We start from the raw sequence: 13,374 nt of genomic DNA on the forward strand, positions 1-13,374 counted from the left end.
GGACGCGGAAGGCATGCGCGCATCGTAGCGAGAGGTCACCGGCCGGGGCGCACGGGTAACGGGGCAAGGACCCGAACCGGTCAGGAATCGAGAAGCGCCCCGGAGCGGCCCGGAGTTAGCGTTACTGCCATGACCTCGATCAACACCGTGATCATCGACGCAGCCGACCCTGAGGCAGCGCTCCGTTTCTACTCCGACGCCTTCGGTCTGAGCACCGAGGTGGGTGCGCGGACCGGCCAATCGCCGACCTCCGGGTTCCGCGGGTTCACGCTCTCGCTCGTGGTGTCACAGCCTTCCACCGTCGACTCCCTCGTCGGCTCCGCCCTCGAAGCCGGAGCGACGGAGCTGAACCCGGTCGCGAAGTCGCTGTGGGGCTACGGCGGATCCGTGCGCGCCCCGGACGGGACCGTCTGCACGGTCGCCTCCTCGTCGAAGAAGGACACCGACCCGGCCACCAGGCGGATCGACGACCTCATCCTCCAACTGGGCGTCACCGACGTGACCGCGAGCAAGAAGTTCTACGTCGAACAGGGCCTGGTCGTGGCCAACAGCTTCGGCGGCAAGTACGTCCAGTTCGAGGCCGGGTCCGGCCCGGTGAAGCTGGCGCTCTACAAGCGCCGTGGCCTGGCCAAGGTCGCGGGGGTCTCCCCCGAGGGCAGCGGATCGCACCGGCTCACCGTCGGAAACGACACCGCGGACTTCACCGACCCGGACGGGTTCGTCTGGGAAGCCGCCCGGAAGGACGACCGTCCCTGACAGGGCAGGCGGCGCCGGACAACGGAGTCCGGTCCGCGCTCAGTCGTCCTCGGGGCGCTGCGGCCAGTCGGGCAGGACGTCGTGGTACTCGTCGACGCGGCCGGGGAAGCGGGGCGGGCGCTTCTCCAGGAAGGACAGCACGCCCTCGGCCGCCTCGTCACCCCCGCCCAGGCGGTAGATCGCCCGGGAGTCCATCCGGTGCGCGTCCCAGGGGCCGTCCGCGCCCAGCATCGACCACAGCATGCGGCGGGAGAGCGCCACCGACACCGCGGAGGTGTTCTCGACGATCTCGCGGGCGATGCCGTAGGCGGCGTCCAGCAGCCCGTCAGCGGGTTCGACCCGGGAGACCAGCCCGCCGGTGAGGGCCTCCTGGGCGTTGAAGACCCGGCCGGTGGCCACCCACTCCATCGCCTGGGAGATGCCGACGATCCGGGGCAGGAACCAGCTGGAGGCCGCCTCGGGCACCAGCCCCCGGCGGGTGAACACGAAACCGAACCGGGCGCTGTCCGCCGCGATCCGGATGTCCGCGGGCAGGGTCATGGTGGCGCCCAGCCCTACGGCGGGGCCGTTGACCGCGACGATCACCGGTTTGAGCGAGGCCGCCACGCGCAGCGCGAGCACCCCGCCGCCGTCGCGGGGCACCCCGTCCACGGTCTCGGCGTCGGGGGCCGAACCCGGGTGGCCCGCGGAGTCGGCGTCGAACGTGCTGGCGCCCCGGCCCAGATCGGCCCCGGCGCAGAACGCGCGACCGGCACCGGTCAGCACGACGGCCCGGACCGCGTCGTCGGCGTCGGTGGTGTCGAAGGCCTCGCGGAGTTGTCGGCCCATGGCGGCGGTGAGCGCGTTGAGCTTCTCGGGGCGGTTCAGGGTGATGGTGGCGATGCCGTCGGCCACCTCGTAGCGGATCTCGCGGTCGCTCACCGGGTCACCTCGGAAACCTCAGAAGCGGTACTCGGCATGATTCGGTCGGCGAGGACGCGCGCGGCGTCGGCGGGGTCGCCGAGCAGGAGATCCAGGGCTTTGGCCCGTTTGTAGTACAGGTGGGCGTCGTGTTCCCAGGTGAAGCCGACCCCGCCGAGCACCTCAATGGTGCGGGCGGCGGTGCGGAAGGCCGCTCCGGGCACGGCGAGCCGGGCGTGGGCGGCGGCCACCGGGAGTTCGTCGGGGGCGTGGTCGGCTGCCCAGGCGGCGTACCGCAGGACGGACTCGGACAGTTCCAGGTCCACGTGGGAGTCCACGCACAGGTGTTTGACGGCCTGGTAGGAGCCGATGTAGCGGCCGAACTGGACCCGGACCTTGGCGTACTCGACCGCGGTCTCCAGGGAGTGGGCCAGGACACCAAGGGCCTCGGCGGCCACCGCCACCGAGGCGAGATCCCGGATCCGGGCCAGGGCGGCTCGGGCGTCCGGAGTGTTCAGGCGGCGGGCCGGGGTGGTGTCGAGGCCGATCCGGGCGAAGGGTCGGGTGGGGTCGAGCGGTTCCAGCGGGGTGCGGGTGAGTCCGCGGGCGTCGCGGTCGACCTGGAAGAAGCCGGGCCCGTCGGGGGCGGCGGCCAGAACCAGGAGGACGTCGGCCTCGGCCCCGTCCAGGACCGTCTCCTTGCGCCCGGTCAGTTCCCAGCCCTCGCCGTCCCCGCCGGGTTCGGCGCGGGTGGCGAGTCCTTCGGTGTCCCAGCGGCCGTTCTCGGTGACGGCGACGGCCACGAGCAGGTTTGCGGCGGCGATGGCGGGCAGGAGTTCGGTGCCGGCCCGCTCGTCGGCCAGGGTGGTGAGGGTGTCGACCGCCAGCGCCGCGCAGGACAGGTACGGGACCGGAACCAGGGCGCGGCCGAGTTCCTCCAGGGCCACGGCGCGTTCCACTTGTCCGGCACCGGAGCCACCGTGGGCCTCGGGCACGGTCAGTCCCAGGAGGTCGAGCCGGTCGGCCAGGCCGCGCCACAGACCGGGTACGGGGGCGCGGTCGCCGTCGGCCACCCTGCTGAGCAGGGTGTTGGGGGACTCCTCGCGGGCGAAGGCGCGCACCGCGGCGCGCAGGTCTTCCTGTTCGGGTTCGAGGACCAACTGCATGGGGGCTCCGGAGTCTGGTCGGATCACGCGGGTCGGGTTCGGGCTACTCGGTGCCGGGCTTCTGGGTGCCGACCCGCAGTTCACGGAAGGGCACGCCGCGGTCGACGGAGGGTTCCTTGGGCAGCCCCAGGACGCGTTCGCCGATGATGTTGCGCTGGATCTCGTTGGTGCCCCCGGCGATCGAGGAGGAGGGGGCGCCGTTGACCGCCAGGGCGCGGTCGGTCGCGCCCGTGTCAACTCCGTCCCAGGCCAGGGCGGTGGGTCCGGTGACGTCTCCGGAGATCTCCACGGCCAGGGCGTCGTTGAGCGCCCCCACCAGCTTGGCGACCGAACCCCGTGCGCCGGGCGGGCGTCCCGTGTCCGCCTCCTGGCGCATCCGGCGGGTGAACAGGCTCAGTGCGCGCTGCTGTGCGTACAGGCGGGCGAGGCGTTCACGCACCACCGGGTCCCGGTCGGTCCCGCGTTCGGCGGCGAGCCCGGCCAGGGCGGTGAAGGAGAGCGCGTCGGAGCGGCGGGAGGCCATGCCGCCGATGAAGACCCGTTCGTGGCCGAGCATGGTCACGGCCGCCGCCCACCCCTGGCCGACCTCGCCGATAACGCTGTCGGCGGGTAGGCGCACCCCGTCCAGGAAGACCTCGTTGAACACGGACCGCCCGGTCATGTCGCGCAGCGGGCGCACGGTCACCCCCGGGGCGCGCATGTCCAGGACGAACATGGTGAGCCCCTGGTGTTTGGGCACGCCGGGGTCGGTGCGCACCAGGATCGCGCCGAAGTCGGAGACGTGGGCGCCGGTGGTCCACACCTTCTGGCCGTCCAGGACCCAGCCGTCACCGTCGCGGACCGCCCGGCTCTGCAGGCTGGCCACGTCCGAGCCCGCGCCGGGTTCGGAGAAGAGCTGGCACCAGATCTCCTCACCGCGCAGCAGGGGGCGCAGGTAGCGCTGTTTCTGCGCCTCGGTGCCCAGGTCGGCGAGGGTGGGGCCGCACATGCCCAGGCCCACGATGAACGGCCCGACCGGCGGGGAGAAGTCCCGGACCGCGTCGTTGAAGGCCTGCTGGTGAACCTGGCCCAGTCCGCGTCCGCCGTACTCGACGGGCCAGGTGACCCCGGCGAACCCGGCGTCGTAGAGGGCGGCCTGGAAGGAGCGGGAGTGCGCGAGCTCCTCCTGCGGGGTGCGGGGCTCGAACTCGATCCCTTCGGGGAGGTGCTCGGCGAGCCAGTCTCCGGCCCGGGCGCCGAACCGCTCCGGTGTCTCCTCGGTACTGGTTTCGGAAGGCCTGGCCGCTGGTTCGCCCATCACGTCCGCCCATCGTCGTCGCAGGTTCGCGCCAGCGCCAATCAGGGTCGACGCCTGGCCCAGAAGCTATCCAACGACCGCTGCCCCATCAAGGGCCTTGACGGTCAACCGAACCACGTCCTACTGTCCGTGCCCAGAACTCGCGCGCTGAGGAGCCCGCATGCACCCAGGCGTCCATGCTGTCCACTCCCCCGCCAAGCCGGCCGCGGTTCAGGCCGAGACCGGTGAGGTCCTCACCTACGCGACCCTGGCCGACAACTCACGGCGCCTGGCGCGCTACCTGCACGACCAGGGGCTGCGCCCCGACGACCACCTGGCCCTGCTGACGGACAACACCCTGCGCGCCTTCGAGGTGCACTGGGCGGCCCTGCGCTCGGGTCTGCACATCACCGCCGTGAACCGGCACCTCACCCCGGACGAGATCAGCTACATCGTCGACGACTGCGGGGCCAAGGCCCTGGTGGTCTCCGCCCGGCTGAAGGACCTGGTCGAACGGCTGGGCGTCCCCGGGGTGGCCGTCCGGCTGGCCTACGGCGTCCGGTCAGGCCCCGGCCGACCGGACGGTGGCCGCCCGGACAGGGACCTGCCCGAGGCCTACACCCCCTACGCCGCGGCCCTGGCCGAGGCCTCCGACAAGCCTCTGCCGGACCTGCCGCGCGGCACCGACATGCTGTACTCCTCCGGGACCACCGGGCGGCCCAAGGGGATACACAAGGAACTCCCCGGCGTGGCCGTGGACGAGATCCCCACGATGGTGGCCAGCATCGTCGCCCTGAACGACTTCGACCGGGACACCGTGTACCTGTCCCCCGCGCCGATCTACCACGCGGCGCCGCTGCGCTTCGCCGAGGCGGTGCACTCCCTGGGCGGCACGGTCGTGCTCATGGAGCGCTTCGACGCCGAGGGGGCGCTGGCCGCGATCGAGCGGTACCGCGTCACGCACAGCCAGTGGGTGCCCACCATGTTCGTGCGCATGCTCAAGCTGGACCCTCAGGTGCGCGAGCGGTACGACCTGTCCAGTCAGCGGTTCGCCGTGCACGCGGCCGCGCCCTGCCCGGTGGACGTCAAGCGGGCGATGATCGACTGGTGGGGGCCGGTGGTCAACGAGTACTACTCCTCGACCGAGGCCAACGGGCTGACCTTCATCGGCTCCCAGGAATGGCTGGAGCGGCCCGGCTCGGTGGGCCGGGCGCTGCTCGGCACCGTGCACGTGTGCGACGAGCTGGGTGCGGAACTGTCTGCGGGGAAGGTCGGCATCGTCTACTTCGCCCGTGACGAAGCCACGTTCAGCTACCACAACGATCCCGCCAAGACCGCCCGTGCCCAGCATCCGGACCGCCCGAACTGGACCACCACCGGGGACATGGGCTACCTGGACGAGGACGGCTACCTGTTCCTCACCGACCGCACGGACTTCATGGTCATCTCCGGCGGGGTGAACATCTATCCCCAGGAGATCGAGGGGTCGCTGGCCCTGCACCCGCGGGTGCTGGACGTGGCGGTGATCGGGGTGCCCGACCCGGAGATGGGCGAGTCCGTCAAGGCGGTCGTGCAGACCCCGGACGGGGTGGTCGGCGACGACGAGCTCGCCGACGAGCTCCAGGCGCACCTGCGCGAGCGCATCGCCGGGTACAAGGTGCCGCGCTCCTTCGACTTCGTCGACGAACTCCCCCGGACCCCCAGCGGCAAGCTGCTCAAACACCAGCTGCGCAGGCGGTATGTCAAGCCTGACGCCGCGCCTCGGTGACACAGCACGCCGTTCTTGCGACCGGCCGCGCACCTGCCTGCCACCCCACCCAAGAAACCACTCCTTCGCCCTGAAAGCCCTGCCGTCGCCCCGGCCCGCGGCGTAATGTCGGGCCCCATGCGGTGGGAGCCGGCGGGGCGTCAGGATCGGGGCTGCTCGGCGGCCTTGCGGCGGTTCTCCCCCGTCGCGCGGTCCGTGGACAGGGCCACCCTCACCATCACGTTCTTCATCAGCGGCTGGTCACTCTGGGTGCTGTAGTCGGCGGCGCCGATGAGCACGTTCATCTCGGGCATGTACCCGGCGGCGCTGCCGCGCGGCATGTCGTAGGCGAGCGCGCGGTAGCGGCGCAGGTGGCGGCGGGAGCCGTCCTTGGAGGTGGACTCGATGTCCACCAGGTCGCCCTCGCCGATACCGCGATCGCGCATGTCCCCGGCGTTCATGAGGATGAGGGTGCGCAGGTTCCTCACGCCCCGGTAGCGGTCGTCGTCGGAGTAGATCGTGGTGTTCCACTGGTCGTGGGAGCGCATGGTCTGCAGGACCAGCACGTCGGCGGCGGGCACCACGTCGGGGAGTTCGGCGTGGGAGAACTCCGCACGCCCGGAGGGGGTGTGGAAGACCAGTTCGCGGGCGGGTTGGACCAGCCGGAATCCCAGGGGCAGGCGCACCCGGCGGTTGAAGTCCTCGAAGCCGGTGAGCGCCTTGGCCATGGTGTCGCGGATGCGGTCGTAGTCCTCCACGTAGCGCTCCCACGGGGTGTGGCTTTCGGGCAGGGTGGCCCGGGCCATGCCCGCGATGATCGCTGGTTCGGAGAGCAGGTGCGGGGAGGCGGGCTTCTTCATGCCCACGGACAGGTGCACCATGCTCATGGAGTCCTCGACCGAGGTGGACTGGATCCCGGCGCGCTGGTGGTCCTTCTCGGTGCGGCCCAGGCAGGGCAGGATGAGCGCGTCCCTGCCGTGTTCGAGGTGGCTGCGGTTGAGCTTGGTGCTCACGTGTACGGTGAGGTCGCACTTGCGCAGACCTTCTGCGGTGTAGGGGGTGTCCGGGGCGGCCATGACGAAGTTGCCGCCCATCCCGACGAACACCTTCACGGAGCCGTCGTGCATGGCGCGCACGGTCGCGACGGTGTCCATCCCCTGTTCGCGCGGCGGGTCGATGCCGCAGGCCTCGCCCAGCCGGTCCAGGAACTCCGGTTCGGGCCGGTGGTCGATGCCGCAGGTGCGGTTGCCCTGGACGTTGCTGTGGCCGCGTACCGGGGAGGGGCCCGCGCCCTCACGGCCGAGGTTGCCGCGCAGCAGCAGGACGTTGACGATCTCGCGGACGGTGTCCACCCCGTGTTCGTGCTGGGTGACGCCCAGGCACCAGCTGATCAGCGTGCGGTCGGACTGGGCGTAGACCTCCGCGGCGTCCAGGATCTGGGGCCGCTCCAGGCCGGTCTGGCGTTCCAGGACCTCCCAGGGGGTGTCCTGGCACAGGGCACGGTACTCCTCGAAGCCGGTGGTGTGGCGGTCGATGAACTCACGGTCCACCGCGTGCGGATCGTGTTCGGCCTTGGCCAGGAGCACCTTGGCGATGGCCCGCATGAGCGCCATGTCGCCGCCGGGGCGGATCTGGAGGTTGAGGTTGCTGGTCTTGGTGGACTTCATCAGGGCCATACCGACGAAGTCGTGCGGGATGATCGCCCTGCGGGCCGCGGCCTCCACCAGCGGGTTGACGTGCACGATCCGGGCGCCGCGCCTGTGGGCCTCGGTGAGTGCGGTGAGCATGCGGGGCGCGTTGGAGGCGGCGTTGACCCCCATGATGAAGAGGGCTTCGGCGGTCTCCCAGTCCTTGAGGTCGGCGGTGCCCTTGCCGGTCCCCAGGGAGGCCTTCAGGGCGCGGCCGGAGGCCTCGTGGCACATGTTGGAGCAGTCGGGCAGGTTGTTGGTGCCGTACTCGCGGGCCATCAGCTGGTAGAGGAAGGTCGCCTCGTTGCCCAGGCGGCCCGAGGTGTAGAAGGAGGCCTGGTTCGGTGAGTCCAGTTCACGCAGGTGCCGCCCGACCAGAGCGAACGCGGCCTGCCAGGTGATGGGGGCGTACCGGTCGGTGTCGGCCTCGTAGACCATGGGCTCGGTCAGTCGCCCCTGGTCCTCCAGCTCGAACTCGCTCCAGTCCCGCAGCTCGGTGACGGTGTGCCGGGCGAAGAACTCCCGGTCGACGCGCTTGTGCGTCATCTCCCAGGTGACGTGCTTGACGCCGTTCTCGCAGATGTCGAGCTTGAGGCCCTTGAGGTCGTCGGGCCAGGCGCAGCCGGGGCAGTCGAACCCGCCGTTCTCGTGGTTCATCCTCATGATCGCGCGGGGGCCGTCGATCGCCTCGCGCTCCCCGGCCAGCACCCGCATCACCGACGCGGCCGCTCCCCAGCCGGCGGCGGGGTGGTGGTAGTCGTGCTGCGACCACTTCCTGTCATCCGACATGTCTCGCCCCTCGCTCTTTTACCGCACACCCCGACGATTCAAGGGGGCTCACGGAAAAACCCGGAGTGCCCGACCCGGGCTTTGCCGAAATATTCCCGCACATTTCCGGAGCGGCGTTTCGCGTTCGCACGTACTTCCTGCTCACAGCCCGACCAGTAGAGGAATGAGCCAAGGCGGGGACAACGCACCACTCCCCCTTGCTCCGTGGCTTGGACCTCAACACAACCGTACTGGAAACCCGGGACAAAACGATGGCGAAAATCCCGGGAAAAGGAAAACGGCAGTGCCGATCTGACCGCCCTGATTCACCAGGGCACAGGAGTTGGGAACACGATCCGGAAAACGGACGGAAGTGATGCTCATGACCCCCGAGGCCGTCCCGCGACAGATCGTGGTCGAACCGCCCCGAGCGCGATCCTCCTGACCGCCACGGTGCGCGAGGGTTCCGAGCAGGCCGTCCTCGACCTGCTGTCCGACCTCGCGGGGTTGCGGCGCTCCGTGCGGTTCCGCGCCCCGGGCGACGACCTGACCTGTGTGGCGGGCGTCGGATCCCGGATGTGGGACGCCTCTACGACGGCCCCCGCCCCGCCGGACCGCACCCCTTCCAGGAGCTCAGGGGCGAGCGGCACACGGCGGTGGCCACCCCGGGCGACCTGTTGTTCCATCTGCGGGCCGAGCACATGGACCTGTGCTTCGAGCTGGCCCAGCACATCGCGCACCGCCTGGAGGGGCACGCTGACGTCGTCGACGAGGTGCACGGATTCCGGTACTTCGACAAACGCGACCTGCTGGGGTTCGTCGACGGCACCGAACTCAGGATCGTCCGGGAGAACATGCCCTTCGGCACGGTCGGGGCCGGGGAGTTCGGCACCTCCTTCATCGGGTACGCGGCCCACCCCGACGTGACCGAGCGGATGCTGCGCAACATGTTCCTCGGTGACCCGCCAGGCGCCCACGACCGCATCCTGGACTTCTCCACGGCCGTCACCGGAGGGCTCTTCCACGTCCCCACCGAAGACTTCATGGAGGACCCACCGCACGTCCGCCCGACCGAGAACACCGGTTCGGCCGGGGCGACCGGAGGGTGAGGGGCGTGGTCCGGGACGGGCCCGCCAACGCGACGGTCCGGCTGGGGCCGTCGGCGGCCATCGGCGTGCTCGCCGGGATCGTCACCGGCCGCCCCCTGGTGTCCGGGCTATCATGAGCCCCGTCGTGGCAGGGCTTTCCGGTGTGCGCCGCTTTCCGGCGCGCGACGGTTCGCCCGGCCGCGGAGCCGACCCCCGACGCACCCGAGGTGGACACACCCCCATGACCGACGACGCGACACCGTCCGCCGCTCCCTCCGCCGGCGCCCCCTCCGGTGGCAAGCCGCAGATCGACACCACCCGGACCCACTCGGCCCGGATCTGGAACTACTGGATGGGCGGCAAGGACAACTACCCGATCGACCGCGCCGCCGGTGACCAGGTGGCCGAGTTCTTCCCCGAGATCGTGGACCTGGCCCGCACCAGCCGCGAGTTCCTGGTCCGCGTGGTGACCCACCTGACCGGAGAGGTCGGCATCCGGCAGTTCCTCGACATCGGCACGGGCATGCCCACCGCCAACAACACCCACGAGGTCGCCCAGTCGATCGCACCCGAGTCCCGCGTGGTCTACGTGGACAACGACCCGCTGGTCCTCACGCACGCCCGGGCGCTCCTGGTCGGCACCCCCGAGGGAGCCACCGACTACGTCGACGCCGACCTGCGCGACCCCGACGCGATCCTGGAGCACGCCGCCCGAACCCTGGACTTCGATCAGCCGATCGCGCTGATGCTGATGGGGATCCTGGGCCACATCCCCGACGACGAGCTGCAGCCGATCGTGAGCCGTCTCGTGGCCGCCCTGCCATCCGGCAGCTATCTGGCGAGCTACGACGGCACCAACACCAGCGAGGCCTACAACCAGGCCATCGAGGTGGGCAACAAGCAGGGCGACGTGCCCTACCTCCTGCGCAGCCCCGAGGCGGTCGCCGCCCGGTTCGAGGGGCTGGAGCTGTTGGAGCCCGGTGTGGTCCCCTGCCCGCTGTGGCGCCCGCACATCGAGGGCGCCCGCAAGGGCCTGGACCAGTACGGCGGGGTGGCCCGCAAGCCGTGAGGAGTACGGGGGCGGGCGAGCACGGGGCAGGCAGGCACGGAGTCGGAGCAGCTCAGGGTTTCCGGGGACGGTCGATCAGTCCCACTGACCGATCGGCCCGGGTCTGGTGGCCGGGGGCCCGGTCGGGGCGATCAGGGCGACGGCCGTGTCGACGAGGGCCTCGGCCCGGTCCGGGGTGAACCTCTCGGGCTCGAAGGGGGACATCAGCATCCACCCGTCGGCGACGGAGGTGAGCTGGTCGGCGAGCAGCTCGGCTGGGATGTCGTCGCGGACAGCGCCTCGCCGCTGTTCGGCGGCGATGATCGCGGTGTAGGCGGTACGGAAACGCGCGTACCGGCGCTCGACGACCTCGGCCAGGTCCGGTTCGAACCGTGCCTGGGCGAGCAGTTGGGACATCACCGGCCAGAACTCCGGGTCGCCGGTGGTACGGGCCAGCCACTCTCCGAGGAGCTCCCTGAGGTCTACCCCCTCCGACAGGTCCCGGAGCATCGCGTCATAGATGTCGAAGCAGTCCTCGGCGAGTGCGAGGAGCAGCGCCTTCTTGCTGGCGAAGTAGTAGGTCACCGCGCCGGTCGTGCACCCGGCCCGTTGGGCCACCCTGCGCAGGGACGTACCGGCGTAGCCCTCCCGGGCGAGCACCGATACGGCGGCTCTGAGCAGCTCCGCGCGTCTGGCGGGGTGGTCGCCGGGCGGGCGCCCCCGCCGGTTCGCCGTCACTTCCGTGTCCACACCGTCCACTCGCGGGCCCTCCTCGATCGACGTCCCCAGTCTGCCACATTTTCCATAACGACTGTTGTGTAAATTCTGGGCCTCCCCTATCGTCGCTCCCGCGGCCGCTTGCGGCGGAGCGCGTTCGACCGACTCCGAAGGAGGACCATGGGCACACACCCCACGGGATACACGGCGGTGGACTACGACGCGGTGACCGTGCTCCATGGCGCCGAGCGGGGCGCCTACCCGAACGGGAACTCCCTGCTCGTCAAGGGCTCGGAGGCGACGCTGGTGGTGGACCCGTCACTGTCGCTGGTCGAGGGCGCGCCACCCGCGGACCTGGTACTGGTCAGCCATGCCCACGAGGACCACATCGCCGGGCTGGGCAGCTACGACGTCCCGGTGCACGTGCACGAGGGCGACCTCGAGGCGCTGCGCTCGCCCGAGTCCCTGGTCTCCGGTTTCGGTTTCTCCCCCGAGGACGCCGAGGAGGCCGGGGCGATGCTGCGGGAGCAGTTCCACGTGCGGGGACGCCCGGACGCGCGGGGGTTCGAGGACGGCGCGGTGTTCGACCTGGGCGGGCGCACGGTCACGGTCGTGCACCTGCCCGGTCACACCGCGGGGCACTGCGGCTTCCTCGTCGAGCCGGACGGCTTCCTGTTCGTGGCCGATGTCGACCTGACGTCGTTCGGCCCCTACTACGGGGACGTGGGCAGCAGTCTGGCGGAGTTCGAGGCCTCCATCGGCCGCCTGCGGGAGATCGAGGCGCGCTGGTACGGCACCGCGCACCAGAAGGGCGTGATCGAGGGCGCAGAGGAGTTCCGGAGCCGCCTCGACGCCTACGCCGGGGTGATCCAGCGGCGTGAGGAGACCCTCCTGAAGTTCCTGGACGGGCCGCGGACCGTCGAGGAGATCGTCGAGCACCGGCTGGTCTACCGGCCGCACGTGAGGGGGGCACACGTACGGCCGGTGGAGCGGCGCACGGCCCAGCGGCACCTGGACCGACTGTTGGTCCGGGGCCGCGTCACCGAGGTGGAGCCGGGCCGCTACCGAGCCGTACAGCCGGACTGCTACCGCACCGTGTAGCCGGGTCAGGGGGCCTCCCCGGCCGAGCCGGTCCGAGAACCGGCCGACCGCCCAGACGGTGCCCAGCACGGGGCGGAGCGGCACACCCGGTACCGCCACCGGGTGGTCGGCGCGGAGTTCTCCTCGGCCCCGGCAGCACCGCCCGGAGCCATACGCCGGGCTGCTTCGAAGGCGGGCCGCTGGGCACATCTGTGTGAGTACCCGCTCGGCCGCTTCGACGTCTACGACGGACCGTGGCAGCTGCGGCTGCCAGCCGACCAGATCGAGTTCCTCACCCACGTCCTGACCCCGTCGAACCCCCGACGGCTACCCCCGCTGCGGAAGGAACCCCCAGAACATGACCAGTACCTACGACCACGTCATCGTCGGCGCAGGATCCGCGGGCTGTGTGCTCGCGGCGCGGCTGTCGGAGGACCCCGACGTCCGGGTGGCGCTGATCGAGGCGGGCGGCCCCGGAGAACGCGGCGCTGCTCCAGAACGAGGGGCGAGGCCCGCTGAGCTCCAACACCGGCGAGATCGGCGGGTTCTTCCCGCAGCCGGGACGAGCTGGACTCCCCCGACATTCAGTTCCACGCCGCCAACGTCCTGTTCCACCAGGAGGGGTTGGGCGCCGCGACCGAGCACGGTTTCGCCTTCGGGCCGTGTGTACTGGCCCCGACCAGTCGAGGCGCGGTGACACTGCGCTCGGCCAGGCCCGACGCCGCGCCGCGGATCGTGCACAACTACCTGACCACCCGGCAGGACCGGGACAGCCTGCTCGCCGGGATCCGGATCGCCCTGGAGATCGCCGCCCAACCGGCCCTGGCCGACCTCCTCACCGGGCCGTTCAGCGACACGCCGACCGGGGGTTTGGACGCTGACCTCCTGGCTTGGGCACGGCGATCCGGACAGACTCTGTACCACCCAACGTCAACCTGTGCCATCGGCGCGGTGGTCGACCCCGAACTGCGCGTTTTCGGTGTGGAGGGCCTGCGGGTCGTGGACGCCTCGGTGTTCCCGACCGTGCCGCGGGGCAACACCAACGCGCCCACGATCATGGCAGCGGAGAAGGCGGCCGACCTCGTCAAGGCGAGCGGCGGCCACACCAGTGGCGCGTGAGGAAAGCTCACGCGCCCGAAG

At 70.9% G+C, this 13,374-nt stretch carries 12 protein-coding genes; 7 read left to right on the forward strand and 5 right to left on the reverse strand.

Annotated features, from left to right (window positions below; genetic code table 11):
• The first annotated feature begins 129 nt into the window (after nt 1–129).
• Nucleotides 130–756: a VOC family protein gene (locus NE857_RS18370; RefSeq protein WP_254416893.1), complete on the forward strand. Its 627-nt coding sequence runs from the start codon at nt 130–132 to the stop codon at nt 754–756.
• A 39-nt stretch (nt 757–795) separates the two neighbouring features.
• Here the strand turns inward: NE857_RS18370 and NE857_RS18375 are convergent, their stop codons facing one another.
• From NE857_RS18375 to NE857_RS18385, 3 genes are read right to left on the reverse strand one after another with little or no spacing between them, the layout of a single operon-like run.
• A complete protein-coding gene (locus NE857_RS18375; protein ID WP_254416894.1) occupies nt 796–1,677 on the reverse strand; it encodes a crotonase/enoyl-CoA hydratase family protein in 882 nt (293 codons plus the stop codon).
• A complete protein-coding gene (locus NE857_RS18380) occupies nt 1,674–2,822 on the reverse strand; it encodes an acyl-CoA dehydrogenase family protein (RefSeq protein WP_254416895.1) in 1,149 nt (382 codons plus the stop codon). The genes NE857_RS18375 and NE857_RS18380 overlap by 4 nt, the downstream gene beginning before the upstream one ends.
• 43 nt (nt 2,823–2,865) lie before the next feature.
• On the reverse strand, nt 2,866–4,119 hold the full coding sequence (locus NE857_RS18385) for an acyl-CoA dehydrogenase family protein (RefSeq protein ID WP_254416896.1): 1,254 nt from the start codon (nt 4,117–4,119) through the stop codon (nt 2,866–2,868).
• Between the two features lie 160 nt (nt 4,120–4,279).
• Here NE857_RS18385 and NE857_RS18390 point away from each other — a divergent pair, with 160 nt between their 5' ends.
• On the forward strand, nt 4,280–5,866 hold the full coding sequence (locus tag NE857_RS18390; RefSeq protein ID WP_254416897.1) for an acyl-CoA synthetase: 1,587 nt from the start codon (nt 4,280–4,282) through the stop codon (nt 5,864–5,866).
• Nucleotides 5,867–6,006: 140 nt separating this feature from the next.
• On the opposite strand, the gene NE857_RS18395 is transcribed toward NE857_RS18390, so the two are convergent.
• The gene (locus NE857_RS18395; RefSeq protein ID WP_254416898.1) at nt 6,007–8,322 is read right to left on the reverse strand and encodes an FdhF/YdeP family oxidoreductase; all 2,316 of its coding nucleotides are present in this window, start codon (nt 8,320–8,322) and stop codon (nt 6,007–6,009) included.
• A 557-nt stretch (nt 8,323–8,879) separates the two neighbouring features.
• Between NE857_RS18395 and NE857_RS18400 the strand changes: the two genes are divergently transcribed.
• Complete coding sequence (locus NE857_RS18400) at nt 8,880–9,410, forward strand: Dyp-type peroxidase (protein ID WP_254416899.1); 531 nt, start codon at nt 8,880–8,882, stop codon at nt 9,408–9,410.
• 220 nt (nt 9,411–9,630) lie between these two features.
• A complete protein-coding gene (locus tag NE857_RS18405) occupies nt 9,631–10,458 on the forward strand; it encodes an SAM-dependent methyltransferase (protein WP_254416900.1) in 828 nt (275 codons plus the stop codon).
• Between the two features lie 75 nt (nt 10,459–10,533).
• On the opposite strand, the gene NE857_RS18410 is transcribed toward NE857_RS18405, so the two are convergent.
• On the reverse strand, nt 10,534–11,196 hold the full coding sequence (locus tag NE857_RS18410; protein ID WP_254416901.1) for a TetR/AcrR family transcriptional regulator: 663 nt from the start codon (nt 11,194–11,196) through the stop codon (nt 10,534–10,536).
• A gap of 138 nt (nt 11,197–11,334) precedes the next feature.
• Here NE857_RS18410 and NE857_RS18415 point away from each other — a divergent pair, with 138 nt between their 5' ends.
• From NE857_RS18415 to NE857_RS18425, 3 genes are all read left to right on the forward strand, one after another.
• Nucleotides 11,335–12,255 carry an MBL fold metallo-hydrolase gene (locus tag NE857_RS18415; RefSeq protein ID WP_254416902.1) on the forward strand — a complete coding sequence of 307 codons (921 nt, stop codon included), beginning with the start codon at nt 11,335–11,337 and terminating at the stop codon, nt 12,253–12,255.
• Nucleotides 12,256–12,592: 337 nt separating this feature from the next.
• Nucleotides 12,593–12,931, forward strand: a complete 339-nt coding sequence (locus NE857_RS34555; RefSeq protein WP_344013653.1) for an NAD(P)-binding protein — start codon at nt 12,593–12,595, stop codon at nt 12,929–12,931.
• Entirely contained in the window at nt 12,859–13,353 is a 495-nt protein-coding gene (locus NE857_RS18425; RefSeq protein WP_254416903.1) for a GMC oxidoreductase, read from the forward strand. Before NE857_RS34555 ends, NE857_RS18425 begins: the two co-directional genes overlap by 73 nt.
• Nucleotides 13,354–13,374: the final 21 nt, after the last annotated feature.

The organism is Nocardiopsis exhalans, assembly GCF_024134545.1.
Classification (GTDB): domain Bacteria; phylum Actinomycetota; class Actinomycetes; order Streptosporangiales; family Streptosporangiaceae; genus Nocardiopsis; species Nocardiopsis exhalans.